This is a genomic window from Limimaricola sp. (assembly GCF_016125575.1).
Lineage (GTDB): Bacteria > Pseudomonadota > Alphaproteobacteria > Rhodobacterales > Rhodobacteraceae > WGLM01.
In genome coordinates this window covers 614,650-641,197 of record NZ_WGLM01000002.1, presented here as the reverse complement: position 1 = coordinate 641,197, position 26,548 = coordinate 614,650, and the positions used below count along the sequence as shown (strand labels likewise).

Sequence of the window (26,548 nt, the reverse complement as noted above, 5' to 3'; positions counted from 1 at the left end):
TCGGGGACGGGTTCGTCGTTACATCGGAAATCCTGCGTGAGTCTTAGTGACCCATCACAGGGGCTGCAAGGGCACCACGGGGGCGGCCCGTAGTTGACTTTTGCGTAAGTCATGACTTACGGTAAGCCATGACGAACGCAGATGCAATATCAGCCGCAATCGGCGCTCTGGCGGACCCCACCCGCCGGCAAATCGTGAACCTGCTGCGCGCCGGGCCGATGTCGGTTGGCGAACTTGCCGCGGGGCTGCCGGTCAGTCGTCCGGCGGTATCGCAACACCTTGCCGTCATGACTGCGGCAGGATTGCTGAGTGCCGCGCCGCAAGGCAACCGGCGTATCTACGCGCTGGACCCCTCTGGCATCGACGGACTGCGTACCTATCTCGACACCCTGTGGGACGACGCGCTGGCGGGCTTTGCCGCCGCTGCTCGCGCGCAGGAAAGGACAGAAAGATGACCGCCGCAATCCGCAAGACCGTCACCGTGCCGCTGCGTCCCGACGCCGCGTTCGACCTGTTCACGAAGGGCCTTGATACGTGGTGGCCGAAGGCCGCTAACGGCGACCGACGGCCGCGAAAGCTCCGGCTGGACCCCCGCAAGGGCGGCCACCTGACGGAAACCCGCGCCGACGGCGAAACCGCCCGCTGGGCCACCGTCACCCGGTGGGAGCCGGGGCGCAACCTGTCGCTGGCCTGGGTCCATGGCGGCGATGCGGATGAGGCCAGCGAAGTGGTTGTCGTCTTTACACCGGTCGATGACGGCACCCGCGTGGACCTGACCCATGCAGGCATTGGCAGCCGCCGGACCGAGATGGCGATGCTATGGACCCATGCCTTCCTGCGGCTGCCTCTGGGCCGGCCCGTCTTCGCCTAGCGCAGGCGCAGCACCACCATGTTCAGCGCCGCGCCCAGCAGCAGCAGGTAGGCGCTGACATAGATCCAGAGCATCATCGCGATCACGGCGCCGATCGAGCCGTAGATCTGGTTGTAGTTGGCAAAGTTCGACAGGTAGAGCGACAGGCCCGCCGAGGCCAACAACCACACCAGAACCGCCACCGCCGCACCGGGCGAGATCAGCGGCATCCGCTGTCGGCGGTTCGGCCCATAGCGATAAAGCAGCCCGGCCGCCACCAGCAACACGCCCAGCGTCACCAGCCATCGCACGCCCTCCAGCAGCCAGCCGGTGGCGGCATCGACCGGGAAGAAGGCCAGCACCAGCGGCGCCACGACGACTGCCAGCAACGCCACCAGCGCCACCCCGATCAGCGCCACCGTCAGGCCGATGGCGACGATGAAATGATGCACCATGCTGCGATGCGGATCGCCCATGATCATCGTCAGGCCAGTCATCAGCGCGCCAACCCCGGCCCGCGCCGACCATAGCGCGACAAGGATCGACAGGCCTGTAGCCCAACCCAGCGTATCGCCCCGCGCGGCCAGCAGCGCCGCGACCTGCCCATGCAACAGCACCAACGCCGATTGCGGGATCACCTCGCGCAGCAGGTCAAGCTGCGCGTCCACCTGTACCGGGTCGGCGAAAAGACCGAACAGGGCGATCACCGCGCCCATCGCCGGAAACAGCGCGAACATGCCGAAGAAGGCGACCGAGGCGGAGATCTGGCTGATCCCGGCATTGCCGGCGACATCGACAACGTCGACACCGATCTGCCAGAGCCGCCTTCTTGCCCGCCGTTCCGTCACGTGATCGCTCTCCAATCCGGTTCCTGCCCCCGATCATCGCAGGCAACGCGCGAGGCGCAAGTCTGCAGAGGGCGACTGCAATCGGTTGCAAAGACTACGGCCCGATGGCACAGTTTGCCGGATCTTGACGCGGGGCATGTCCGATGGCTGTGACATTGCGCGAGGTGGCCGAGAAGGCGGGCGTTTCGCCTTCGGCCGTATCGCGCAGCTTTACCGAGGGCGCGTCGGTGTCTGCCGCGACGCGGGCCAAGGTGATGAAGGCCGCACACGCGCTGGGCTACCATCCCAATGCGCTGGCCGCGGGGCTGACAACCGGCAAGACGCGGCTGGTGGGGCTGGTCGCCAACAACTTTCACAACCCTTTCTACCTCGAAGTGTTCGACCTTTTCACGCGCGGCCTTCAGGCCGAGGGGTTGCGGCCGCTGCTGGTGAACCTCTCGGACGATCTGGACCCGGCGCTATCACTGCGGATGCTACGGCAATACTCGGTCGATGCGGCCATCGTCGCCTCGTCCACCCTGCCCACCAGCTTTGCCGCCGCCTATCGCGCGGCGGGCGTGCCAGTGCTGCACTGCTTTGCCCGCGCCAGCGACCAGCCCGATGTCGATGTCGTGGGCATAAACAACGCCGCCGCCGGGCGGCTGGCGGCGGAAACCTTTGTCGCCCGCGGCTATGCCCGCGCGGGGTTTCTCGGCGGCCCGCAAACCGCCACCTCGACCCAGGACCGGCGCGACGGGTTCCTTGCCGCGGCCGAGCGGCTGGGGCTGGAAACCAGCGTCGCCCACGCCGCCAATTACAGCTTCGAAGCGGGGCGCGCCGCGATGCAGGACCTGATCGCCCGCGGCCCGGCCGAGGTCTACTTCTGCGGCGATGACGTGATTTCCATCGGCGCGCTCTCGGCCCTGCGCGATGCGGGCCTGCGCGTGCCCGAAGACGTTGGCCTGCTGGGCGTGAACGACATGGAGATGGCCGGCTGGAACGGCATCGACCTGACCACGATCCGCCAGCCCATCGACCAGATCGTCGCGGCCTCGATCGACCAGGTGACGGCGATCATGCGCGATCCCGGACGCCCGCCCGAGATGCGCCTGTTCGGCTGCCAGATCGTCGAGCGGGCAACGCTGCGGCCCGTTCGTTAGCGCAGCATCGGCGGGCGCGCATCGGTCCAGGCGCCGTCGGCCTTGGCGCTGGCCACCGCGGCATGAACCGCCGCCATCGAGCGCAGCCCATCCACCGCCTTGGGGTAAAGATCGGCCGCCGGATCGGGCGCGCGGCCCTCCTTGCGGGCCTGAATGACCTCGGCCAAATCACTGTAGATGTTGGCAAAGGCCAACGGCATCCCCTCGGCATGGCCCATCGTGACACGGCTGGCGCGGTCGGCCTCGGGCGACAGGCCCGCCTCGCCGCGCTCGATGATCTGGTTGCGGCCCGAAACCGGCGTCCAGATCAGCTGGTTGGGCTGTTCCTGCGCCCAGCGCAGCCCGCCCTTGGACCCGAAAACCTGCAAAGTCAGCCCGTGCATCCGCCCGACCGCGATGGACGAGGTCCACAGCCGCCCGACCGCGCCACCATCCATCCGGAAGCTGACCATCGCGTCATCCTCCAGCACCCGGCCCGGAACGGTTGCGGCGAAATCTGAAGTTAGTGCCGTAACCTCTTGTCCTGTAACGAAACTTGCCATGTGCAGCGCGTGGATACCGCAATCGGCGAACTGGGCCGAAACGCCGGCCTGCGCCGGATCATAGCGCCAGCGCACGCGCGGGTTGTCCATGTCGGCGGCGTTGGCATGGTGACCATGCGCGAATTCGGCCACCACCACACGGATATCGCCCAGATCGCCGCGCGCCACCATCGCGCGCATGTGCCGGACCAGGGAATACCCCGAATATCCGTAGTTTACGCCACAAAGCTGACCGGTTTTCGCGGCGATCTTCACGATCTCCTCGCCTTCCTCGACGGTCATCGTCATCGGCTTTTCGCACAGCACGTGAAACCCGGCTTCGAGGAAGGCCTTGGTAATCTCGAAATGGGTGGCGTTCGGCGTGGCGACGGTGACAAGGTCGCACCGATCGGAGCGGTTGCGCTCGCCCTCCAGCATCTCCCGCCAGTCGCCATAGGCGCGATCAGGGGCGACGCCCAGCTCCTGCGCGAAGGCGCGGCCAGCGTCAGCATTGACGTCCAACGCCCCGGCAACAAAGGAATACTTGCCGTCAACGGCGGTGCCCAGCCGATGCGCGGGGCCGATCTGGCTGCCCTTGCCGCCACCCACCATGCCCCAGTTCAGACGTGCCATCGTGTCGCTCCCTCAAAAGTCGGAAATGTTGCGCCAGCCTTGCCCGGCATGGCTTGCCCGCGCGGCGGCGATCACGCGGTTCACCTCGTGGCCCTCGGCGAAGGTCGGCCAGACCGGCTGGCCGGTCTCGATCGCCTGCAGGAAATCGCGCGCCTCGATGATGATCTGGTCGTTATAGCCGGTCCCGTGCCCCGGCCCCTGGCTGAACGGCAGGTAATCGGGATGCGCCGGGCCGGTCAGGATCTTGCGAAAGCCGCGCTGCGCCTCGGGCCCTTCGGCAAGGTAGAGGTGCAGCGCGTTCTGGTCTTCCTGATCAAACCGGATGGCGCCCCTTGTTCCCACGATTTCATAGGCATATCCCATCTTGCGGCCATGGTAGGTGCGGCTGAAGAAGAGATGCCCCGCAACGCCATTGTCGAATCGCACCATCATCTGCGCCTGGTCGTCGTTCAGCACCGCCTCGCCGCCGCGGGTGGCGTGCACGGTCTGCACGTCCGACATCACCGCCGCGATCGGCCCGATCAGCGCGCGCGCGGCGTTGATCATGTGCGGGGCCAGATCGCCCAGCGTGCCTGCCGCCTCAGACCGGGTCCGCCAGGTGCCGGGCAGGGCCGGGTCTGCCAGGAAATCCTCGGTATGTTCGCCGCGAAACCAGGTGACGTCGCCGATCACGCCCTCTGCCACAAGCTGGCGCGCATAGCGCGAGGCGGGCGTGCGGATGTAGTTGAAGCCAACCATGTTGGCGACGCCGGTACGCGCCGCTGCCGCCACCATCGCAGCCGAATCCTGCAGGCTTTCGCCCAGCGGTTTTTCGCAGAAGACGGGCTTGCCCAGGTCCAGCGCGGCCAGTGCGATCTCCCGGTGATGGGCCTGCGGCGCGGCGATGATCACCGCCTCCACGCGTGGATCGGTGACTAACGCCTGCCAGTCGGGCGCGGCACGGGCGAACCCCAGCGCGGCGCGGTGCCGTTCGGACGATGCGGGCGTGCTGCCGCAGACCAATTCCAGCCGCGGCCGCAGGCCCGTGTCAAAGACCGCACCCACCGCCGACATCGCCACCGCATGGGCCTTGCCCATGTAGCCACCACCGACGATCCCAATTCCAATCTCGGCCATGGCCCCGCGCCTTTGCTCTTTGCAACCGGTTGCAAAACGTCTAGCCTGTCCCGGGGCCGGGCGTCAATCGCCAAGTCCCGGTCGTCACTTCGGGAGGCGCGGCGATGCCGGACTGGAACAGGCTGCAGGCGGGACAATTCCTCGTGCTGGGCCGCGCAGGAATGGACCTTTATCCAGACCCGCCGGGCACGCCCACGGCCGAAGCCTCCCGCTTTGTCAGCGATCTTGGCGGTTCGGCGGGCAACATCGCGGCGGCGCTGGTGCGCGCGGGAAGTGCCGCCAGCCTTGTCAGCGCCGTTTCCAACGACGCCGTGGGCCGTTTCGTTCTGGCGGCGCTGGCCCGGCACGGTATCGGCACCGTCCATGTCGCGGTGCGCGGTGGCGGCGTGCGCACCTCTCTAGCTCTCGCTGAAAGCCGGATGGAGGGGCATGAAACGGTGATCTACCGCAACGGCGCGGCCGATTTCGCGCTGGACAGGGCCGATGTGGTCGCCCTGCCCTTCGCGCCGGCCGCGGCCCTTGTCGTCACCGGCACGGCGCTGGCGGCGGACCCTTCACGCAGCGCCACGCGCGCGGCGATGGCGGCGGCCCGCGCCGCCGGCCTGCCGGTGATCCTCGACCTCGATTACCGGCCCTACAGCTGGGCCGACGGCGGCCAGGCGCAAGGCATCATGCTGGAAGCGGCCGCCGCCGCCGACATGATCGTCGGCAATGACGAGGAGTTCGGCGTTCTTGCCGGCAGCCCCGCCGCCGGGCGCGATCTGGCCCGCGGCATGGGCCGGGACGGCCGGATCGCCGTCTACAAGATGGGCGCGGCGGGGTCGGTCACCTTCACCGACGGCGCAGTGATCGAAACGCCCGTTTTCCCGGTCACACCGCTGAAACCCTTCGGCGCGGGCGATGCCTTTCTCGGCAACCTGCTGGCGGCGCTGGCCGGGGGCCAACCGCTCGATACCGCGCTGCGGCGCGGGTCGGCCGCCGCGGCCATGGTTGTGGCGACCGTGGGCTGCGCCGGCGCCATGCCGACGCCCGACACGCTCGACACCTTCATCGCCCGTTATCCCGCCCCGCAAAGGAGCTGAGACATGCATATCCCGCCCTACGAGAACCACAATCAGCCGATCGTCGACATCGACGATCCCACCGTGCCGCTGACCTATTTCAACATCGTCAAGCTGCGCCGGGACGAGGCGTTCGATTACCGCGTGCCGGGATACGAGACCTGCATCGTCCCGGCCACCGGCACCGTCGACGTCACGGTCGAAGGGTTTTCCGCCCCGGCCCTTGGCGGGCGCGGCGTGGATGTCTGGGATGGCGAGCCGGAAGGCGTTTATGTCCCCTCGGGCGCCAGCGCACGGATGGTCTGCCTGTCGGACCGGGCCGAGGTGTTCATCGCGGGGGCGCGCTTTGCCCCGGTGCTGGAGCCCTTCGCCGTGCGCACGGACGAGATCGACCTTGTGCAATACGGCTCGGACGACACGAAAACCCACCGCAAGATCAAGCATATCCTTGGCCAGAAATACCACGGCAAGGTCGGCCGGCTGCTGGTCAGCGAGCTTTACACCGTGGGTGCGGGCGGCTGGTCTGGCTTTCCCAGCCACAAGCACGACACCGACCGCCTGCCGCTGGAGACGCATCACGACGAGGCCTACAACTTTCGCTTTCGCCCCAAGCACGGCTCGGGGTTGCAGATGCTGCAACGTGAGGACGGCAAGCCGGGCGATGCCTATCACATCGTCGATGGCTCGACGATCCTGATCGACAAGGGCTATCACCCCTGCGCGGTGCTGCCGGGATACGAGATGTACTATTTCACGATTCTGGGCGGCGCGAGCCAGCGCAGCCTTGTCCAGTATTTCCAGCCCAGCCATGCCGACCAGGTCGAAACGATACCGGGGATCAAGGACATGATCGCCAAGTTCAAATGACGCTGGCCGCCCTCGATACCGTGCTGCGCGCCGCCAATGTGGGCGGTTACGCGGTGGGCGGGCTGGTGGTGCTGGGCTGGGAAGATGCCCGCGCCTATGTCCGCGCGGCCGAGGCGCTGGGCGCGCCGGTCATCCTGCAGGCCGGGCCGGGCTGCCGCGCGCATACCCCGCTGCCGGTGCTGGGCGCGATGTTCCGCACGCTGGCCGAGGGCGCGTCGGTTCCGGTCGTGGCGCACCTCGACCACGGCAAGACGCTGGAGGAGTGCCGCATCGCGCTTGATTGCGGGTTTAGCGGCATCATGTTCGACGGCTCGGCGCTGCCGCTGGACGAGAATATCGCGCTGACCGCGCAGGTCGCCGAAATGTCCCATGCCGCGGGCGCTGGCTGCGAGGGCGAGATCGGCTTCGTGGGCTATGCCGAGGGCGCGCCGGGCGTTGGCACCGACCCCGACGAGGCCGCCCGTTTCGCGCGCGAGACGGGCGTGGACGCGATGGCCGTCAGCGTGGGCAACGTGCATTTGCAGCAGACCCGCGCCGCGGTGATCGACCATGCGCGCATCGCCGCGATCATGGCCTGCACGCAGGTGCCGCTGGTGATCCACGGCGGCTCGGGCGTCAGCGATGCCGACCGGCAGCTTCTGGCGCGCGAGACCACGGTGGCGAAGTTCAATATCGGGACAGAGCTGCGCATGGCCTTCGGCACGGCCCTGCGCGCGACCCTCGCCGCCGATGCCGATGTCTTTGACCGGCTGGCCATCCTGCGGGCCACCGAAGCTCCGGTGCAGGCTGCCGCGGAGCGCGTTATTTCCGGATTGATGGCCGGATCTCAGGCAGGAGTATAGGTTGTCGTCACACCGTCGATGATGACCAACAATTCACCGCCCGGTAAAATGCTGTAGGTTCCGGTGCTGTCCGGGCCATAAGGCACGTCGAACAGGATTGCATCGCCCGGTCCGGTGCTGACCAGCGCACGTCGCTCTCGCGTGGCCAGAATCCCGCCCCGATAAGAGTAGCTTCCAAGATAGACTGAATCGAAGGCGCCGTCGGCCGTCCACTGGACGGCATAAGTGCCATCGGCCCGCAGCAACCAGTCTTCTACCCATGTAACGCCGCCATCCAACGTCGTAAGAGACCACTCCCCGACAATCTGACCGCCCGCACCAAGAACGCGGTCATAGACCGTACCGGCAATGTCGAGGCTCTGACCATCGGCAGACACGGTCGCCAAGGCATCGTCGTAAACCTGGTACCAGCCGTCCGCGGCGAAAGCATAGGTCCGGCCGCCAGTCGTCCATTCCCCGACAAGTGCAGGGTCGAGGTTGCGAGCGGCCTCAGACTTCGGTGATCTGGAAATCATACTGTACCAGCCAGTTCCGGGCGTCGGTGAAAATCAGCTTGCGCGTCGACGAGCTGACTTTGCCCTCGATGAAACCGCCCGATTGACGCTCGACGCGCCATGGATCGCCGACGCGGAAATCCGGCGGCGTGGTGCCGTCGGGCAGCACTTCGACTGCCTGGTGGATGACGGCGTTGGACTTGTCCAATACCGCGTAGACGATCTGGTAACGGAAGGTGTTCAGGCTCATGAGATCGCCCCTGGCTGTGTTTGTCGACCGGCGCGATGGTCGTGACTACGCCCTGCCCTGTCAAATCCAGTCTCCGCGAACGGTTCGTTCATTGTCTTATTCCGGTGCAGAGCCGCCAAGCGTGTCGAGGAAATATTGCGCGAAGATCGGGGCAGACGCCGCGCCCAGCGCCCGCGCATTGCCGCCGATCCGCCCCTCTTCGATGCGGGGTACGATCACGCCGCGCGTGTCCATCGTCGCCATCGCCGCGCGCGCGCCGGCGACGATGCGTTCGCGGACGCCCAGCGGAAACGCGCCATCGATCAGCACCGCTTCGAAGTCGATAACGGCGCAGACGGTCAGCGCGGCGCGCGCGAGGTGCCATGCGACATGATCGATCCACGTCTCGAGGATGGCCGGGAACCCCGACCAGTCCAGCGGTTCCGCCCAGATCTGAACCGGGTCCATCCCCGCCTCTTCAAGCTGCTTTTCCAGCAGGTAGAGCGAGGCATCGTCGATCAGCCGCCGCGCACCCTGTCCGCCCCCCGAGGGCAGCGGGCCAAAGGCACCGGCATTGCCGCTAGGCCCTTCGAAGACTGCGTGGTTCAGCACGATCCCTCCGCCGATGAAGAGCCCGACGAAGAAATAGGCGTAATCGCTGAATTCGCGCCCCCGGCCATAGATATGCTCGGCCCGGCAGGCCGCCGTCGCGTCGTTCTGAAGGTAGACCGGCAGGTTTGTCACGCGGGCGACCTCGGCCTCGAAATCGATCTCGCGCCAGGCCGCAAGGCTGGAAGCGGGCGCGCCGATCGTCTCGTGCCAGCTCCAGATCTCGTTGGGCTTGGCAAGACCGATGCCCGCGATGCGCCGTGCCTTGTCCGCGGGCAAAGCCGCGCGAAACGTCTCCAGCCCTGCGGCAAGGAATGACAGCACCTCGTCGGGCATCGGGTAATGGTAGGTCGTGCGCAACTGCATCCGGACCGCGCCGCGCAAGTCCGTCAGGACAAGGTCGGACGAGCGTCGCCCGATCTTCAGCCCGACCGAGAAAGCCCCATCCGGCGCAAGATCCATCGGAACCGAGGGCTTGCCAACCCTGCCCCGCTGCGGATCGCCGCGCGCGATGATTCCTTCGGTCTCCAGCCCCCGAAGGATGACCGAAAGGGTCTGTGGCGACAGGCCCGTGATGCGGGCCAGGTCGCTGCCGGGCATCGCACCGTTGCGCTGAATCATCGACAGGATCAGCCGCTCGTTGTGTTCACGCACGCCGCGCTGGTTGACGCCGGCGCGCAGCTTGCGCACGTCCGCACGCTCCATGAGGTCTCCTTCCCCGATCCCAGTCTGCCCAGCTGATTAAATAAATCAACTAGATTTATTAATTGACGAATCACTTCCGCAGATGTTCCCTACCTTCGTCCCGGTCCACAATGGTGCGGGGCCTGCGGCGGCCGCTTGGCTGCTGTCCACTTTGGGAGGAAACCATGAAGAAACTTTTCGCCGGGTCGGCCCTGGCCCTGATCGCGCTTGCCGGAGCGGCCAGCGCCGATGGCGTCACCGCCTGCCTGATTACCAAGACCGATTCCAACCCCTTCTTCGTCAAGATGAAGGAAGGTGCGCAGGCCGAGGCCGCAAAACTGGGCATCACGCTCAAGTCCTACGCGGGCAAGGTTGACGGTGACAATGAAACTCAGGTTGCCGCGATCGAATCCTGCATCGCCGACGGCGCCTCGGGTATCCTGATCACCGCCTCCGACACCAAGGCGATCGTGCCGACGGTGCAAAAGGCGCGTGACGCGGGCCTTCTCGTGATCGCGCTCGACACCCCGCTCGACCCGATCGACGCCGCCGACATGACCTTCGCCACCGACAACTTCCAGGCCGGCATGCTGATCGGCGAATGGGCCAAGGCGACGATGGGCGATGCCGCGGCCACCGCCAAGATTGCCATGCTCGACATCGCCATCTCGCAGCCCACCGTGGGCGTGCTGCGCGACCAAGGCTTCCTGCAGGGCTTCGGCATCGATCTGGGCGACCCCAACAAATGGGGCGACGAGACCGATCCCCGCATCGTCGGCCATGACGTGACCGCCGGCAACGAGGAAGGCGGCCGCAAGGCGATGGAAAACCTGCTGGCCAAGGATAGCGGGATCAACATGGTCTACACCATCAACGAACCCGCCGCCGCCGGCGCCTACCAGGCGCTCAAGGCAATGGGGATGCAGGACAATGTCACGATCGTGTCGGTCGACGGCAGCTGCTCGGGCGTCAAGAACGTGGCCGCCGGCGTGATCGGCGCCACCTCGCAGCAATACCCGCTGCTGATGGCCTCCAAGGGCATCGCTGCGATCGCCCAGTTCGCCAAGGACGGCACCAAACCCGCGCCGACCGACGGCAAGAACTTCTTCGACACAGGCGCGCAACTGGTGACCGATCACCCGGTCGACGGTGTCCCCTCGATCGACACGACCAAGGGTCTCGAACTCTGCTGGGGTTGATCTGAGGCCCGGCAAGGGCCCAGACTGCACCAATAGTGCCGGGCGCGCATCCCCGCGCGCCCGGCGCCTCTGCCGCCTGTCTGACCAAGACGGCGGCGCGACATTGTCGACAACGCCCGGGGGGAAGCCAGATGCCATCAGACACGCGCGGTCCGCAGGATTTCGAGCGCGACCTTGGGGCCGCGCCTCAGGGCGTCGCCGAGTTCGCCGAGACCAGCAAGACCTTCGTCCAGCGCATGCAGAGCGCCCTGCACAAGACGCCATCGCTGGTACCGATGATCGTCCTCGTCGTCTCGATCGCGATCTTCGGGATGGTACTGGGCAAGAAGTTCTTTTCCGCCTATGCCCTGACGCTGATCCTGCAGCAGGTTGCCATCACCGGCATCGTCGGCGCCGCCCAGACGCTGGTGATCCTGACCGCCGGGATCGAGCTTTCGGTGGGTGCGATCATGGTGATCTGCTCGGTCGTGATGGGCCAGTTCACCTTCCGCTACGGCCTGCCGCCGGGTATTTCGGTGCTGTGCGGCCTTTGCCTTGGCGCCTTCATCGGCTTTCTCAACGGCAACATGGTCTCGCGGCTGAAACTGCCGCCCTTCATCGTGACGCTGGGCATGTGGCAGATCGTGCTGGCCGCGAACTTCCTCTATTCCGCCAACGAGACGATCCGCGCGCAGGATATCGAGGAAAAGGCCCCGATCCTGCAGCTTTTCGGCCAGACCGTGCGCGTGGGCGGCGCGGTGCTGACATGGGGCGCGATCTCGATGGTGGTGTTGGTGCTCGTGCTGGCATGGGTGCTGAAAAACACCTCGTGGGGCCGGCACGTCTATGCCGTGGGAGATGATCCTGACGCAGCAGAACTGGCCGGCGTCAACGTCACCGGGACGCTTGTCTCTGTCTACACGTTGACCGGCCTCATCTGCGCCTTCGCGGGCTGGGTGCTGATCGGGCGGCTGGGCTCGGTCTCTCCCACCTCGGGCCAGCTCGAAAACATCAACTCGATCACCGCCGTGGTGATTGGCGGCATCTCGCTTTTCGGCGGACGCGGCTCGATCCTCGGCACTCTGTTCGGGGCGCTGATCGTCGGCGTCTTCTCTCTCGGCCTCAACATGTACGGCACCGATCCGCAATGGACCTACCTGCTGATCGGTGCGCTGATCATCGGCGCGGTCGCCGTGGACCAGTGGATCAGAAAGGCATCAGCGTAATGGAACCCCTTCTCAAGGCCCGTGGACTGGTGAAACGTTTCGGCAAGGTCACCGCCCTCGACCGATGCGATTTTGACCTGATGCCGGGAGAGATCCTTGCCGTGATCGGCGACAATGGCGCGGGCAAATCGGTGATGATCAAGTCGCTGACAGGTGCGTTGCAGGTTGATGGCGGCGAGATGTGGTTAGAAGGCAAACCCTACCACTTCGATTCTCCCATCGCCGCCCGCCGCGCCGGCATCGAAACCGTCTATCAGACACTGGCCATGTCGCCGGCGCTGTCGATCGCGGACAACATGTTCATGGGCCGCGAAGTGCGCAAGCAGGGGCTTATGGGCAAGGTGTTCCGCCAGCTTGACCGCGGTCACATGGAGAAATTCGCCCGCGACAAGCTGAGCGAGCTTGGCCTGATGACGATCCAGAACATCAACCAGGCGGTCGAGACGCTGTCAGGCGGCCAGCGGCAGGGCGTCGCGGTGGCCCGTGCGGCCGCCTTCGGCAGCAAGGTCATCATCCTTGACGAGCCCACCGCGGCGCTCGGCGTGAAGGAAAGCCGCCGGGTGCTGGAGCTGATCCTGTCGGTGCGCGACCGCGGCATCCCGATCGTGCTGATCAGCCACAACATGCCGCATGTCTTCGAAGTGGCCGACCGCATCCATGTCCACCGGCTGGGGCGGCGTCTTTGCCTGATCGACCCCAAGAATCATACCATGTCTGACGCTGTTGCCTATATGACGGGGGCGAAGGTTCCGGAAACGGAGCTGGAGACTGTCTGAAAGGCCCCAAACCGTGCTCGACATTACCTCGCAGATCAATCTGTTGGCGCAGAACGTCCACGATCTGAGAGAGCAGAAGTCGCGCGTGCTTGTCGCAATCGCGGGTGCGCCCGGCAGCGGCAAGTCGACGCTGGCCGCCGAACTGGGCCGGCGCCTGCGCGAGCAGCGCTGCCCCAACCAGGTCGTGCCGATGGACGGCTTCCACCTCGACAACGCTGTGCTGGATGCCCGCGGCCTTCGCGCGCGCAAGGGCGCGCCAGAAACCTTCGATGCGGCCGGTTTCCTGCATGCGATCAAACGACTGGCCGCCGGCGAAGAGGTGGTCATGCCGGTCTTCGACCGCCCGCGCGATCTGGCCATCGCGGGCGCGCTGGTGGTGCCTGCCGATTGCTCCATCGTCATCGTCGAGGGCAATTACCTGATGTTTGACGAGCCGCCATGGGACGGGCTGGCGCCCTTGTGGGACATGACGGTGCGCCTCGATGTGCCGATGCCGGAGTTGCGCGCACGTCTGATCCAACGCTGGCTGTCGCTCAATCTCAGCCGGGCGGCGGCCACGCGGCGGGCCGAAAGCAATGACATCCCCAACGCGCAGCGGATCATCGACAAGGCGATTACCTGTCACCTGACGCTGTCCTGAACGGCTGGCCGTCCGGAACCGTTAGCGTTAACAACCTCCTTGTGACCTTTGGCAAAGCCATTATGGTGCTGAGAATGAGCGACCAAGCTGCCACCCTGCCGATCTCCGCCGACACCATCGCCCGCCTGCAAGACGCGCGCCACGACGATCCGTTCGCGGTTCTCGGCCCGCACAAGCATGGCCGCGCCACATGGGTCACCGCAATCGATCCGGGGGCCTATGAACTTGCAGCGGTGGTCGGCAACAAGACATATCCGCTGACCCGGGCCGCCGGGCCGGTCTTTTGCGGCAAGGTGCCTGCCAAGCCCTATCGCCTGCGCGGCACCGGCGCGGACGGCACCACGTGGGACTATGATGACGCCTACCGCTTTGGCCCGGTGCTGAGCGATCTGGACGAATACTTGCTGGGCGAAGGCACGCACCTGCGGCTATGGGAGGCGCTGGGCGCGCATGTGATGACGCTGGACGGCGTGGCAGGCACGCATTTCGCCGTCTGGGCGCCCAATGCCGCGCGCGTCTCGGTCGTGGGCGATTTCAACGCATGGGACGGGCGACGCCACGCGATGCGCCGTCGCGGCGGCACCGGCGTGTGGGAAATTTTCGTGCCCGGCGCGCATGACGGACAGGCCTACAAGTACGAGATCATCGGGCGGCATGGCGAACATCTTCCGCTGAAGGCCGACCCGGTCGGCTTCGGCGCCCAGCACCCGCCCGAGACCGCCAGCGTGATCCGCGACATCAGCGGGTTCGGCTGGAAGGATGCCGGCTGGATGGGCGCGCGCGCCGCCGCCAATCGCCGCGACGCGCCGATTTCCGTCTACGAAGTTCACCTTGGCTCGTGGAAACGGATCTGGGACCAAGGCGGCAGGCCGCTGTCCTACAAGGAGGCCGCCAAGGACCTGGTGACCTATGCCCGCGACATGGGCTTTACCCATCTCGAACTGCTGCCGGTCAGCGAATATCCGTTTGACGGCTCATGGGGTTACCAGCCGGTCGGGCTTTATGCCCCCACCATCCGCTTTGGCCCCCCGCATGAATTCCGCGATCTTGTCGAGGCCGCGCACGAGGCTGGCCTTGGGGTGTTGCTTGACTGGGTGCCGGGCCATTTCCCGACCGATCCGCACGGGCTGGGCCGTTTCGATGGCACGCATCTTTACGAACATGCCGATCCCAAGGAAGGGTTCCACAACGACTGGAACACCCTGATCTACAATTACGGCCGGGCAGAGGTGGCGAATTTTCTGGTCGCCAACGCGCTGTTCTGGCTGGATGAATACCATGTCGACGGGCTGCGCGTGGATGCCGTGGCCTCGATGCTTTACCGCGATTATTCGCGCAACGAGGGTGAATGGGTACCCAACCGCCACGGCGGCCGCGAAAACCTTGAGGCCATCGACCTGTTCCGGCGGATGAACACGCTTACCTACGGCCAACACCCCGGCATCATGACGGTGGCCGAGGAATCTACCAGTTTCCCCGGCGTCTCGAGCCCGGTCGACGCGGGCGGTCTGGGCTTCGGGTTCAAGTGGAACATGGGCTGGATGAACGACACGTTGCGCTACATGCACAACGACCCGATCCACCGCAAATACCACCACGACCTGATGACCAAGCCCATCATGTGGGCGTTCTCGGAAAACTTCATCCTGCCGATCAGCCATGACGAGGTGGTGCACGGCAAAGGCTCGATGCTGGAAAAGATGCCCGGCAACTGGTGGGAGAAATGCGCCAACCTGCGGGCCTATTACGGCTACATGTGGGGCCATCCGGGCAAGAAGCTGTTGTTCATGGGCTGCGAGTTTGGCCAGCCCGAGGAATGGAACCATCAGGGCCAGATCAACTGGGATGCCGCAGCGCGACCCGAGCATGCAGGCATCCAGAGCCTCGTGCGCGATCTCAACCGGCTTTATCGCACCACACCCGCCCTTTATGCCAAAGACTGCGAAGGTGACGGCTTTCAGTGGATCGAAGTCCATGATGCCGAGGCCTCGATCTACAGCTTCCTGCGGCGCGGCAATCCGGGCGATCCGCCCGTCGTGGTGGTCTGCAATTTCACCCCGGTGGAACGCTCTGACTACCGTCTCGGCGTGCCCTCCACCGGGCACTGGACCGAGATCCTGAACACCGATGCCACGGTTTACGGAGGAGGAAACCGTGGCAATCTTGGTGGGGTCGAGGCGGTCGAGGGCCCCTGCCAGGGCCAGCCCGCCTCGATCCGCATCACGCTACCGCCGCTGGCCACGCTGATGTTCAGCCCGGCCACGGCCTGAGGAGGAGGACCGCACCCATGGCCAATGACAGCCCCACCACGCAAGAAAGCCGCCGCCTGACACAACGATCGATGGCCTTCGTGCTGGCTGGCGGGCGCGGCTCGCGCCTCAAGGAACTGACGGACAGGCGCGTCAAACCGGCGGTCTATTTTGGCGGCAAGACGCGGATCATCGATTTCGCGCTGTCCAACGCGATGAACTCGGGCATCCGCAAGATGGCCGTGGCGACCCAGTACAAGGCGCACAGCCTGATCCGCCACTGCCAGCGCGGCTGGAACTTCTTCCGCGCCGAGCGCAACGAATTCCTCGACATCCTGCCGGCCAGCCAGCGGATGGACGAAAGCAGCTGGTATCGCGGCACGGCCGATGCGGTGACCCAAAACATCGACATCGTCGACAGCTACCACATTGATTACGTCATCATTCTTGCCGGCGATCACATCTACAAGATGGATTACGAGTTGATGCTGCGCCAGCATGTCGAAACCGGCGCGGACGTGACAATCGGCTGCCTGACCGTTCCGCGGATGGAGGCCACGGCCTTTGGCGTGATGGCCACTGACGCGACAGGGCGCATCACTTCTTTCCTCGAAAAGCCGAAAGATCCGCCCGCCACGCCCGACAATCCCGATGTCGCGCTGGCCTCGATGGGCATCTATGTCTTCAACTGGAAATACCTGCGCGACCTGCTGCTCGCCGACCGCGAAGATCCCAATTCCAGCCATGATTTCGGCAATGACCTGATCCCCGACATCGTCAAGAACGGCAAGGCGATGGCGCACCGCTTCGATGACAGCTGCGTGCGCGAGACGGGCGCGCCTGCCTACTGGAAGGACGTGGGCACGATCGACGCCTTCTGGGAAGCCAACATCGACCTCACCAATTTCACCCCCGATCTCAACCTCTGGGACCGGCAGTGGCCGATCTGGACCTATTCCGAAAGCGTGCCGCCCGCCAAGTTCATCCATGACGAGAAGGACCGCCGCGGCGTGGCCATCTCGTCGATGGTCTCGGGCGGTTGCATCATCTCGGGGACGGAGGTGCGCAACTCGCTGCTGTTCACGCAGGTACACACCAACTCTTACGCCGTTCTGGATCATGTCGTGGCCCTGCCCTACGTGGTCGTCAATCGCTCGGCCCGGCTGCGCAAAGCGGTCATCGACAAGGGCGTGGTGATCCCCGAGGGGTTGGTCGTGGGCGAGGATCCCGCCGAGGACGCCAAATGGTTCCGGGTGACCGAGAAGGGCACCACCCTGATCACCCAGGACATGATCGACAGGTACAACGCCGCGAAATGACCGAGGTTCTGTCCGTCACGTCGGAATGTGCCCCGCTGGTCAAGACCGGCGGGCTTGCCGACGTGGCGGGCGCCCTGCCCGGCGCGCTCAAGGCCGAAGGCGTGAAGATGCGCACCTTGCTGCCGGGCTACCCGGCGGTGATGAAGGCGCTTGAAGATCCGCGCGTCGTCTCCACCCAGGCGGGGCTCTTCGGAGGTCCGGCGCGAATTATCGCGGCGACCGCGGCGGGGCTGGACCTGGTCGTGCTGGATGCGCCCCATCTCTACGACCGGCCCGGGTCGATCTACCTTGGCCCCGACGGGCGTGACTGGCCAGACAACCCCGAACGCTTTGCAGCCCTCAGCTGGGTCGCGGCCCAGATCGCCGTCGAGGGGCTGGGGGGCTGGCAACCGCAGGTGCTGCACGGCCACGACTGGCAGGCGGGCTTCGTGCCCGAATACCTGCACGCCATGGGCGGGACAGGCCGGATCGGCACCGTGCTGACGATCCACAATATCGCTTTTCACGGGCTGGCCGACGCGGGCAAGCTGCGCACGCTCAAACTGAACCCCAACCGGTTCAACCCCGACGGGTTCGAGTTCTGGGGGCGTATCTCGGCGCTGAAGGCCGGGCTGATGGGTGCGGACAGGCTGACCACCGTCTCACCCACCTACGCAGGCGAGTTGATGACCGATGCCTTCGGCATGGGTCTTGACGGTGTCATGCGAAAGCGGCGCGCAGACCTGACCGGCATCATCAACGGCATCGACGAAGATGTCTGGAACCCCGAAACCGATCCGGCGATCACGCCTTACAAGGACGCGCACGGCAAGGCAAAGAACCGCGCCGCGCTGCGGGCCGAACTGGGCCTGCCCGAGGCAACCGGCCCGTTGTGCTGTGTCGTCTCGCGCCTGACCGAGCAGAAGGGCCTCGACCTGTTGCTTCAGGCGTTGCCCACGCTTCTGGCCCGCGACGGGCAACTGGCGCTGCTGGGCTCGGGCGATGGCGGGCTGGAACAGGCGTTCCGTGCCGCCGCGCGCGACGCGGGCGTTGCGGTGCGCATCGGTTATGATGAGGCGCTCAGCCACCGGATGATCGCCGGGGCCGATGCCATCCTCGTCCCCTCGCGGTTCGAACCCTGCGGGCTGACGCAGCTTTACGGCCTGCGCTATGGCACCATCCCGGTTGTCGCGCTGACCGGCGGACTGGCCGACACCGTCATCAATGCCTCGCCCGCCGCGCTTGCGATGGGTGTCGCGACCGGCATCCAGTTTCACCCGGTCACGGCGGATGCGCTAACTGGTGCGCTGACCCAACTATGTGATCTTTTCGCCCAACCCGCGGCATGGGACATGATGCAGCGCAACGCGATGCGCCAGCCGGTGGGCTGGGGCCCTTCTGCCGGGGCCTACGGCGCCCTTTACCGGGGGCTTGCTGCCCGCTCATGACCGAAAAGCTGGTGATCCGGGCCGGGCGGCCGTATCCGCTTGGCGCGACCTTCGATGGCGAAGGCGTCAACTTCGCGGTGTTCTCGCAGAACGCCACGCGAATGATGCTGTCGCTCTTCAACGATCAGGGCGAGGAATATTACCTGATCACCCTGCCCGAGCGCAGCGGCGACGTCTGGCACGGCTATATCTCGGGGCTGCGTCCGGGTCAGCACTATGGCTTCCGCGCGCACGGGCCTTACCGCCCGGACGAGGGCCACCGCTTCAACCCGCACAAGCTGTTGATGGATCCTTACGCCAAGCGCCTGTCGGGCCCGCCAATCTGGCACGACGCGCTGATGGGCTACGATGTCAGCGCCAAGCACGGCGATTTGACCTTCGACACCCGCGACAGCGCACGCTACGCGCCCCGCTCGATCGTCGTTGATCCTGCCTTCAGCTGGGGCGAAGACGAACATCCACGCACCTCGTGGTCCGATACCGTGATCTACGAGGCGCATGTGAAAGGCCTGACCGCCGGACGGCGCGACATGACCCGCCCCGGCACCTTCCTTGGACTGGCCGAGGATCCAGTCCTTGACCACCTGACGAAGCTGGGCATCACCGCGATCGAGCTATTGCCGGTACAGGCCTTCCTCGATGACCGCTTCCTGCTCGACAAGGGGCTGAAGAATTATTGGGGCTACATGACCCACGGCTTCTTCGCGCCCGATCCGCGCTACCTTGGCACCGGTGACATTGCCGAGTTTCAGCAGATGGTGGCGCGCTTTCATGCCGCGGGCATCGAGGTGATCCTTGACGTGGTCTACAACCACACGTCCGAAGGCAACCAGATGGGGCCCACGCTGTGCTTCCGCGGGCTGGACAATCGCAGCTATTACCGGCTGGCCGAAACGCCGCGCTACTACATCAACGATACCGGCACCGGCAACACGTTGAACCTCAACCACCCGATGGTGATGCGGATGGTGATGGACAGCCTGCGCTATTGGGTCGAGGTGATGCATGTCGATGGCTTCCGGTTTGATCTTGCCGTCTGCCTTGGCCGGACCGAAAGCGGCTTTGACCGCGACGCCCCGTTCTTTCAGGCCCTGCGACAGGACCCGGTGCTCGCCGGTGTCAAGCTGATCGCCGAGCCGTGGGACATCGGGCCCGGCGGCTACCAGATGGGCGGCTTCGGCTGGCCCTTCGCCGAATGGAACGACAAGTACCGCGACCAGATGCGCCGGTTCTGGCGGGGCGACGCGGGCACCATCCGCAAGCTGGCGATCCGCGTTTCCGGCTCGGCCCTGCGCTTCGACCATGGCGGGCGGCCGGCCACCAGCTCGATCAATTTCCTGACCGCGCATGACGGGTTCACGCTGGCCGACGTGGTCAGCTACGCCGGCAAGCACAACGAGGCCAACGGCGAGGATAACCGCGACGGCCATTCCGAGAACTACTCCGACAACATGGGTGTCGAGGGGCCGACGACCGATGCCGCGATCCGCGCCGCCCGCGCGCAGCGCCGCCGCAACATGCTGGCCACGCTGATGTTCTCGCAAGGCACGCCGATGCTGCTGGCGGGTGACGAGCTGGGCAACAGCCAGCAGGGCAACAACAATGCCTATGCCCAGGACAACGAGATCGGCTGGGTCGACTGGGGCCCCGGCCACCAGGGCGAGGATCCCGCCTTTCTTGCCTTCGTGCAGGCGCTGATCGCGTTTCGCAAGGCGCACCCGATCCTGCGGCAGGCCCGTTTCCTGCATGCCCGCAGCCGCCTTATCGACGGCGCGCCAGATATCTTCTGGCGCCGTCTGGACGGCCAGCCGATGAGCGATACCGACTGGACCGATCCCGGCCTGCACCGCCTTGCCGTGGAATTGCGCACAACTTCGGGCACGCCCGAATACGCCGCTCAGGAAACCGCGATTTTCGTGGTATTCAACAATGACGAGGCTGTCACCGCAGTGCTTCCCGCACCTTTGGCGGGCTGGGTCTGGGTGCGCCACATCGACACCGCCAATCCGGCCGCGACGCCGGAGGTGGTGCAACACAAGATCGAGGTCAGCGCCCGCTCGGTCGTCGCGCTGGTGCTGGAGCCGCTGCCACACATGGCCGCCAAGGGAGGCAAGCGATGAAACGACTGAAAATCGAAACCCGGCCGATCGCCGGTCAGAAGCCCGGCACCAGTGGGCTGCGCAAGAAGACCCATGTCTTCATGGGGCAGCATTACCTTGAAAATTATGTCCAATCCATATTCGACGGCATCGGTGGCCTTGGCGGCAAGACGCTCGTTGTGGGCGGCGACGGGCGCTATTTCAACGATCGCGCGATCCAGGTCATCCTGCGCATGGCCGCGGCCAGTGGCGCAAAGGCCTGCATCGTGGGCCAGAACGGCATCCTTTCGACCCCTGCCGCGTCGAACCTGATCCGCAAGCGGTCCACCAGCGGCGGGCTGATCTTGTCGGCCAGTCACAACCCCGGCGGCCCCGAGGCGGATTTTGGCCTGAAGTACAATACGCCCAACGGCGGCCCGGCACCGGAACACGTCACCGACCGGATCTATGCCGCGACCCAGACTATTGCCGCCTATCACATCATCGAGACAGGCGATGTCGATCTGGGCCGGCTGGGCACCAGCACGCTTGACCGGATGACAATCGAGGTGGTCGACCCGGTCGCCGACTACGCCGCGCTGATGGAAAGCCTTTTCGATTTCGACGCGATCCGCGCGCTTTTCGCCTCGGGATTCCGGATGCGGTTTGACGCGATGCATGCGGTGACCGGCCCCTATGCCACCGAGATCCTCGAGGGCCGGCTGGGCGCGGCCCCCGGCACGGTCGTGCATGGCACCCCCTCGCCCGATTTCGGCGGCGGCCATCCCGACCCCAACCCGATCTGGGCGAAAGAGCTGATCGACGTGATGATGGGCAAGGACGCGCCCGATTTCGGCGCCGCCAGCGACGGCGACGGCGACCGCAACATGATCGTGGGCCGCGGCCTTTACGTGACCCCCTCCGACAGCCTTGCGCTGTTGGCGGCGCAGGCGCACCTCGCCCCGGCCTATGCCGGTGGGCTCAAGGGCGTCGCGCGTTCCATGCCCACCTCCGGCGCGGTCGACCGGGTCGCCGCGAAACTTGGCATCGCCTGCTACGAGACGCCCACGGGGCGGAAGTTCTTCGGCAACCTGCTCGACGCGGGCCGCGCCACGCTCTGCGGCGAGGAATCGGCCGGCACCGGGTCTGACCATGTGCGCGAAAAGGACGGGCTCTGGGCCGTGCTGCTCTGGCTCAACATTCTGGCCGTAACAAAGCAGTCGGTGGCCGACCTGATGGCCGATCACTGGCAAACCTACGGACGCAACTACTACTCGCGCCACGACTACGAGGATGTCGAGGCCGACAAGGCCAACGCCCTGATGAGCGCCCTGCGCGATGTCCTGCCCGACCTGCCGGGCCGTGAAGTGCAAGGCCTCACCATCACCAGCGCCGACGAGTTCGCCTATGACGACCCGGTCGATGGCTCGCGTTCCGAAGGACAGGGCCTGCGCATCGGGTTTGCGGGCGGCGGGCGCGCTGTGTTCCGCCTGTCAGGGACCGGGACGGTGGGCGCCACGCTGCGCGTCTACCTCGAAAGCGTCGAGACCGACCCCGCGAAACTGCACCAGGACGCGCAGGCGGCCCTTGCCCCGGTCATCGCCGCCGCCGAGGAGATCGCCCGGATCAAGGCCCATACCGGCCGCGCCGCGCCCGACGTGATTACCTGAGTCTTCTTCTGGCCGAAAATACTCCCGCCGGAGGCGCCCGCCGCGCGCGGCGGGCTCACGCCACGCGCGCGCCCTGCACCCAGAGGCCGCGGGTTACCGGCACGCCGCCCACTTCGGCAAAGCGCAGGAGATCGGCGCGCAGGCCCACTGCCAGCCGCCCCCGGTCAGCCAGCCCCACGGCGGCGGCCGGTGCTGCGGTGACCGTGGCCATCCCCTGCGCCATGTCGCCCCAGCGATGGCCCAGCCGGACCGCGGCCTGCAACAGCGCCGCCGGCACGTAATCGGACGAGACGATGTCCAGAATCCCCGCATCGGCAAGGTCGGCCGCCGCGACGTTGCCCGAATGCGACCCCCCCCGGATCAGGTTCGGCGCGCCCATGATCACCGCGATGCCCCTCTCGCGGCAGGCGCGCGCTGCCTCCAGCGTGGTCGGGAACTCGGCCAGCTTCACGCCATGCGCCGCCGAAGCCGCGACATGGGCGGCGGTGGTGTCGTCATGACTGGCCAGCGTCGCGCCAAAGCGCGCGGCCGCAGCCACCGTGGCCGCCTCGTGCGTGGCACCAAGGCGGGCATAAAGCCCTTCGAGGTAGACGAGGTAATCTGCGAAATCCGTTTCGCTCATCGCATGCTTGCCGCGCACGTAGGTCTCGAATTTCGAGATGTCGGCAAACTGGCGCTGGCCGGGCGTGTGGTCCATCAGGCTGACGATGCCCACCCGGTCGTCGGCGCCGAACTCTTCCAGCTCCTCGATCAGGGTCTCCGAACAGGTCTCGGCGCGCAGGTGCAGGTGATGGCTGATCCTGAGCGCCCCGCGCGCCCGCATCGCCAGGATCTCGTCGGCCATGGCGCGGGCATAGCGGGCATAATCGGCCCGGTGCCCGGTCATGATCGAGCCGACGCGGATCGCGTCGAAAACGGTGGAAATGCCGCAGCCCGCCAGTTCCGCGTCATGGGCGACGATGGCGGCGTGGTGCGGCCAGTTCACCTTGGGCCGGGGCGAGATGTGACGTTCCAGGTTGTCGGTATGCAGCTCGATTAGCCCCGGCGACAGCCAGTCACCCGCGCAGTCGATGGCCCCGGCGGGCACGGCCGCGCCGGTGTCGATCCCGGCGATCAGGCCATCGCGCACCTGCACCTGCCCGGTGATCACCTCGCCGGGAAGGCAGAGCCGGGCATTGGCGAAGATCATCTCGCATGTCATGAGGGGCTGTCCTTTCGCATCGTCTTCGGCAGGGGTCCGCCATGTCCGTTCATTCGCGTTTCGCGCTTTATTTCGCTCCGCCGCCGGGTCCGCTGGCCGATTTCGGCGCGGCCTGGCTGGGCTGGGACATCGCCACGGGGCAGGCCGTGGCCCATCCCGATGTCGAAGGACTGCCCCGCCCCTTGGCCGAGATCACCGCGACGCCCCGCCGCTATGGGTTCCACGCCACGCTGAAACCACCCTTCCGCCTCGCGCCGGGCCAGACCGAAACGGCGCTCGCGGCCGAGGTCGCGGCGCTGGCGGCGGGCCTTGCGCCGGCGACGCTCGACGGTTTGCAGCTGGCGCAGATCGGGCGGTTCCTCGCGCTGGTGCCCGAGGGCGAGGTGACGGCCCTGAACGCGCTGGCCGGACGGCTGGTCGAAGGGCTGGACCATTTCCGCGCCCCTGCCCCGCCCGAGGAAATCGCCCGCCGCCGCGCCGCCGGTCTCAGCCCCGCGCAGGACGCGCTGCTGGTCCGCTGGGGCTACCCCTACGTTATGGAGGAGTTCCGCTTTCACATGACGCTGACCGGCCCGCTCGACCCGGACACGGGCAGTGCCACACGCGCGGCCCTTGCCCCGCACCTTGCCGCTGTCCTGCCGCGCCCCTTCTTGCTGGACGAGGTCGTGCTGGCAGGCGAACGCGCCGACGGGCATTTCGAGACGGTCCATCGCTACGCGCTTTCGGGGTAAAGCGCGGCCAGCGCCACGGCGACGGTCGTCTCCAGCGGCCCGTCGTTCGAGATGACCGCGCCCGGCACCCCCGCGGGCGGCGGCGGCACCTGCCGGTCCAGTCGCCGGGCGATCTGGCCGGCATCCTCGCGCCCGCGCGCGGCCAGCCGGGCGGCCAGCGTTTCCGGCCGCGCCGTCAGGCCCAGCACGAACAGCCCCGCAAACCGCGCGGCGGCCGCCGACAGCGCGCCGCGCGACAGGTTCGCCAGCACGTCATGGCCAGCGGCAAGGTCGGCATCGACATCGGCGGGAATGCCGTAGAACAGGTCATGCGCGCCCCAGCTCAGCGCGTATGCGCCCGCGTCGCGGGCGCGCGCAAATTCGTCCAGCGTCACCGGCTCGTGGTCCTCGCCCCCCGCCTCGGCGGGGCGGGTGATGGCGCGGCGCACCACGCGCAGGCCGGGGCGCGCGGCGGCAAGACCCGCCATCACGCTGTCCTTGCCCACGCCCGAAGGGCCGACAACGGCAATCAGCCGGCCAGTGCTCATGCCGGCTCCGGCGTGAAAGCGGCAACATCGACGGTGCGGTCGCAGACCCGCTCGCGCGCCGCGACATCGTGGAAGATCCCGAGGATCGCCGCCCCGCGCGCCTTGGCCTCCTCGATCAGCTCCAGCACCACCTCGCGGTTGGCGGCATCGAGGCTGGCCGTGGGCTCGTCCAGCAGCATCACCGGGTATTCATGGGCAAAGCCGCGCGCGATGTTCACGCGCTGCTGCTCGCCGCCCGAGAATGTCGTGGGCGAAAGCGACCACAGCGTCTGGGGAATGTTGAGCCGCGCCAGCAGCGCGCGCGCGCGGTCATGCGCGGCGGCCTCGTCCACGCCCAGCACCATCAGCGGTTCGGCCACCACGTCCAGCGTCGGCACGCGGGGCACCACGCGCAGGAACTGGCTGACATAGCCCAGCGTGGCGCGGCGCAGCGCGATAATCTCGCGCGGGGCGGCACGGGCCACGTCCAGGCCCGCCACCTCGATCCGGCCCGCCGCGGCCAAGTAATTGCCCCAGATCATCCGCATCAGCGTGGACTTGCCCGCGCCCGACGGCCCGGTCAGCCCGACGCATTCGCCGGGCGCGACATCGAGGGCGGCATCGCGCATCACCTCGATCACGGCGCCGCCCTGATTGTGCAGGGTAAAGGTCTTGGCAAGGCCCGAGACGGAAATCATAGCCATTTCTTCCACTTGAAATAGAGGTAGGTGACCCCCGCCGAGGCAAGCATCAGCACGATCGCCTTGGGATATCCCCACGGGTCGTGCAGGACGCCCATGTTGACAAAGTTCATGCCATAGACCGAGGCGATCAGCGTCGGCGGCAGAAAGAGGGCCGCCACAACCGAGACGATCCGCACGGTGGCATTCTGCGCAAGATTGATCATACCCAGCGTGGTGTCGGAAATCAGGCTGACGCGGTTGCCAAGAAAATCTGCGTGCACTTCCAGCGCCGAAAGATCGCGCAGTTCGGCCTTCACGAAGTTGCGCAGCGCGCCATCCTTGCGGTTGCCAAGCCAGACGGAGAACGTCGCCAGCATCCGCTCCATCGTCAAAAGGCCCAGACGCACGCGGGCCAGAACCTCGCCCTGCTGGCCGATCACCTCCAGCGCGTCTTCCAGCATGTCGGGCTGACTGGAGGCGTCGCCTTTGTACACGGTCTTGGCAATGTCATCGAGGCTGCGCCCGCAGCCCTCCAGGTGGTCGGCAAGCCGCGCGACGATCTCTTCCACCATTCCCAGATACAGCCGTAGCGGGCTGCTGCAGCCCGCGCTGCTGCGATCGGCCCGGTCAGGAAAAGTGCGGAACGGCCGCGGGTCGTGGTGGCGCACGCTGATCAGCCGGGCCGGCGTCAGGATGAATGTGACGGGGCCCGATACCTGTTCGCCCGCAGGGGTCTGGCCGGGGATCACCACGGTCATGAAATCGGCCTCGTCCTGCCGGTAAAGGCGGTTGGAAATCTCGATCTCTTCCATGTCGGCGAGGCTCGGCACCTGCACGCCCAGCACCTCGACCTGCGCTGCCTCGGCTGGATCAGGCCTGTAAAGGTCGATCCAGATCGCATCAGCGATGTCGGCATCGGGCGGCATCAGGCGCAACGCGCCGGCCTCAAGGCGATAGGCGTAAAGCATAGG

At 66.4% G+C, this 26,548-nt stretch carries 26 protein-coding genes; 16 read left to right on the top strand and 10 right to left on the bottom strand.

The features are described 5' to 3' along the window. Nucleotides 1–128 precede the first annotated feature (128 nt). Together GC146_RS04595 and GC146_RS04590 are read left to right on the top strand one after the other, a co-directional pair. Nucleotides 129–455 (top strand): metalloregulator ArsR/SmtB family transcription factor, encoded by a 327-nt coding sequence (locus tag GC146_RS04595; RefSeq protein WP_291834982.1) that lies wholly within the window; start codon nt 129–131, stop codon nt 453–455. Beyond that, the gene (locus tag GC146_RS04590; protein WP_291834980.1) at nt 452–871 is read left to right on the top strand and encodes an SRPBCC domain-containing protein; all 420 of its coding nucleotides are present in this window, start codon (nt 452–454) and stop codon (nt 869–871) included. The genes GC146_RS04595 and GC146_RS04590 overlap by 4 nt, the downstream gene beginning before the upstream one ends. Here GC146_RS04590 and GC146_RS04585 read toward each other — a convergent pair. After that, on the bottom strand, nt 868–1,713 hold the full coding sequence (locus tag GC146_RS04585; protein ID WP_291834978.1) for a YihY/virulence factor BrkB family protein: 846 nt from the start codon (nt 1,711–1,713) through the stop codon (nt 868–870). The two genes, GC146_RS04590 and GC146_RS04585, sit on opposite strands and share 4 nt — an antisense overlap. Nucleotides 1,714–1,841: 128 nt before the next feature. Between GC146_RS04585 and GC146_RS04580 the strand changes: the two genes are divergently transcribed. Next, nucleotides 1,842–2,837, top strand: coding sequence for a LacI family DNA-binding transcriptional regulator (locus GC146_RS04580; RefSeq protein ID WP_291834977.1), 996 nt, complete (start codon nt 1,842–1,844; stop codon nt 2,835–2,837). Here the strand turns inward: GC146_RS04580 and GC146_RS04575 are convergent. Next, nucleotides 2,834–3,991, bottom strand: a complete 1,158-nt coding sequence (locus tag GC146_RS04575; RefSeq protein ID WP_291834974.1) for a Gfo/Idh/MocA family oxidoreductase — start codon at nt 3,989–3,991, stop codon at nt 2,834–2,836. The genes GC146_RS04580 and GC146_RS04575 overlap by 4 nt on opposite strands. Nucleotides 3,992–4,003: 12 nt before the next feature. Next, the gene (locus GC146_RS04570) at nt 4,004–5,107 is read right to left on the bottom strand and encodes a Gfo/Idh/MocA family oxidoreductase (protein ID WP_291834971.1); all 1,104 of its coding nucleotides are present in this window, start codon (nt 5,105–5,107) and stop codon (nt 4,004–4,006) included. Nucleotides 5,108–5,211: 104 nt separating this feature from the next. Here GC146_RS04570 and GC146_RS04565 point away from each other — a divergent pair, with 104 nt between their 5' ends. The 3 genes from GC146_RS04565 to GC146_RS04555 are packed head-to-tail and all read left to right on the top strand — an operon-like array spanning nt 5,212 to nt 7,877. Beyond that, on the top strand, nt 5,212–6,189 hold the full coding sequence (locus tag GC146_RS04565) for a PfkB family carbohydrate kinase (RefSeq protein WP_291834968.1): 978 nt from the start codon (nt 5,212–5,214) through the stop codon (nt 6,187–6,189). A gap of 3 nt (nt 6,190–6,192) precedes the next feature. Then, the gene (locus GC146_RS04560) at nt 6,193–7,035 is read left to right on the top strand and encodes a 5-deoxy-glucuronate isomerase (RefSeq protein ID WP_291834965.1); all 843 of its coding nucleotides are present in this window, start codon (nt 6,193–6,195) and stop codon (nt 7,033–7,035) included. Beyond that, the gene (locus tag GC146_RS04555) at nt 7,032–7,877 is read left to right on the top strand and encodes a class II fructose-bisphosphate aldolase (RefSeq protein WP_291834962.1); all 846 of its coding nucleotides are present in this window, start codon (nt 7,032–7,034) and stop codon (nt 7,875–7,877) included. Before GC146_RS04560 ends, GC146_RS04555 begins: the two co-directional genes overlap by 4 nt. On the opposite strand, the gene GC146_RS04550 is transcribed toward GC146_RS04555, so the two are convergent. The 3 genes from GC146_RS04550 to GC146_RS04540 all read right to left on the bottom strand — a co-directional run bounded on the left by GC146_RS04550 (nt 7,862) and on the right by GC146_RS04540 (nt 9,914). Beyond that, the gene (locus GC146_RS04550) at nt 7,862–8,392 is read right to left on the bottom strand and encodes a hypothetical protein (protein ID WP_291834959.1); all 531 of its coding nucleotides are present in this window, start codon (nt 8,390–8,392) and stop codon (nt 7,862–7,864) included. The genes GC146_RS04555 and GC146_RS04550 overlap by 16 nt on opposite strands. Next, nucleotides 8,367–8,621 (bottom strand): hypothetical protein, encoded by a 255-nt coding sequence (locus GC146_RS04545; protein WP_291834958.1) that lies wholly within the window; start codon nt 8,619–8,621, stop codon nt 8,367–8,369. Before GC146_RS04545 ends, GC146_RS04550 begins: the two co-directional genes overlap by 26 nt. Nucleotides 8,622–8,717: 96 nt before the next feature. After that, nucleotides 8,718–9,914, bottom strand: a complete 1,197-nt coding sequence (locus GC146_RS04540) for an ROK family transcriptional regulator (protein ID WP_291834955.1) — start codon at nt 9,912–9,914, stop codon at nt 8,718–8,720. A gap of 164 nt (nt 9,915–10,078) precedes the next feature. Here GC146_RS04540 and GC146_RS04535 point away from each other — a divergent pair, with 164 nt between their 5' ends. The 9 genes from GC146_RS04535 (at nt 10,079) to GC146_RS04495 (ending at nt 22,456) form a co-directional block, all read left to right on the top strand. After that, entirely contained in the window at nt 10,079–11,092 is a 1,014-nt protein-coding gene (locus GC146_RS04535) for a sugar ABC transporter substrate-binding protein (protein WP_291834952.1), read from the top strand. Between the two features lie 131 nt (nt 11,093–11,223). Beyond that, on the top strand, nt 11,224–12,297 hold the full coding sequence (locus GC146_RS04530; RefSeq protein WP_291834951.1) for an ABC transporter permease: 1,074 nt from the start codon (nt 11,224–11,226) through the stop codon (nt 12,295–12,297). Further along, nucleotides 12,297–13,073: an ATP-binding cassette domain-containing protein gene (locus GC146_RS04525; protein ID WP_291834949.1), complete on the top strand. Its 777-nt coding sequence runs from the start codon at nt 12,297–12,299 to the stop codon at nt 13,071–13,073. The genes GC146_RS04530 and GC146_RS04525 overlap by 1 nt, the downstream gene beginning before the upstream one ends. Before the next feature lie 13 nt (nt 13,074–13,086). Continuing rightward, complete coding sequence (locus GC146_RS04520) at nt 13,087–13,713, top strand: nucleoside/nucleotide kinase family protein (protein WP_291834946.1); 627 nt, start codon at nt 13,087–13,089, stop codon at nt 13,711–13,713. A 74-nt stretch (nt 13,714–13,787) separates the two neighbouring features. Beyond that, complete coding sequence (gene glgB / locus GC146_RS04515) at nt 13,788–15,983, top strand: 1,4-alpha-glucan branching protein GlgB (RefSeq protein WP_291834943.1); 2,196 nt, start codon at nt 13,788–13,790, stop codon at nt 15,981–15,983. Nucleotides 15,984–16,000: 17 nt separating this feature from the next. Continuing rightward, on the top strand, nt 16,001–17,281 hold the full coding sequence (gene glgC, locus GC146_RS04510; protein WP_291834940.1) for a glucose-1-phosphate adenylyltransferase: 1,281 nt from the start codon (nt 16,001–16,003) through the stop codon (nt 17,279–17,281). Further along, nucleotides 17,278–18,708 (top strand): glycogen synthase GlgA, encoded by a 1,431-nt coding sequence (gene glgA, locus GC146_RS04505; RefSeq protein ID WP_291834937.1) that lies wholly within the window; start codon nt 17,278–17,280, stop codon nt 18,706–18,708. The genes glgC and glgA overlap by 4 nt, the downstream gene beginning before the upstream one ends. Then, a complete protein-coding gene (gene glgX / locus GC146_RS04500) occupies nt 18,705–20,828 on the top strand; it encodes a glycogen debranching protein GlgX (protein WP_291834934.1) in 2,124 nt (707 codons plus the stop codon). The genes glgA and glgX overlap by 4 nt, the downstream gene beginning before the upstream one ends. Then, entirely contained in the window at nt 20,825–22,456 is a 1,632-nt protein-coding gene (locus tag GC146_RS04495) for an alpha-D-glucose phosphate-specific phosphoglucomutase (RefSeq protein ID WP_291834932.1), read from the top strand. Before glgX ends, GC146_RS04495 begins: the two co-directional genes overlap by 4 nt. 55 nt (nt 22,457–22,511) lie before the next feature. Here the strand turns inward: GC146_RS04495 and GC146_RS04490 are convergent, their stop codons facing one another. Next, entirely contained in the window at nt 22,512–23,657 is a 1,146-nt protein-coding gene (locus GC146_RS04490; RefSeq protein WP_291834929.1) for an alpha-D-ribose 1-methylphosphonate 5-triphosphate diphosphatase, read from the bottom strand. Nucleotides 23,658–23,698: 41 nt separating this feature from the next. Between GC146_RS04490 and GC146_RS04485 the strand changes: the two genes are divergently transcribed. Then, nucleotides 23,699–24,388, top strand: coding sequence for a DUF1045 domain-containing protein (locus tag GC146_RS04485; RefSeq protein WP_291834926.1), 690 nt, complete (start codon nt 23,699–23,701; stop codon nt 24,386–24,388). Here GC146_RS04485 and phnN read toward each other — a convergent pair. From phnN to GC146_RS04470, 3 genes are read right to left on the bottom strand one after another with little or no spacing between them, the layout of a single operon-like run. Beyond that, nucleotides 24,370–24,915, bottom strand: a complete 546-nt coding sequence (gene phnN / locus GC146_RS04480) for a phosphonate metabolism protein/1,5-bisphosphokinase (PRPP-forming) PhnN (RefSeq protein WP_291834924.1) — start codon at nt 24,913–24,915, stop codon at nt 24,370–24,372. The two genes, GC146_RS04485 and phnN, sit on opposite strands and share 19 nt — an antisense overlap. Further along, nucleotides 24,912–25,592, bottom strand: coding sequence for a phosphonate C-P lyase system protein PhnL (gene phnL / locus GC146_RS04475; protein ID WP_291835751.1), 681 nt, complete (start codon nt 25,590–25,592; stop codon nt 24,912–24,914). The genes phnN and phnL overlap by 4 nt, the downstream gene beginning before the upstream one ends. Continuing rightward, nucleotides 25,589–26,545, bottom strand: a complete 957-nt coding sequence (locus GC146_RS04470) for a magnesium transporter CorA family protein (RefSeq protein WP_291834921.1) — start codon at nt 26,543–26,545, stop codon at nt 25,589–25,591. The genes phnL and GC146_RS04470 overlap by 4 nt, the downstream gene beginning before the upstream one ends. Nucleotides 26,546–26,548: the final 3 nt, after the last annotated feature.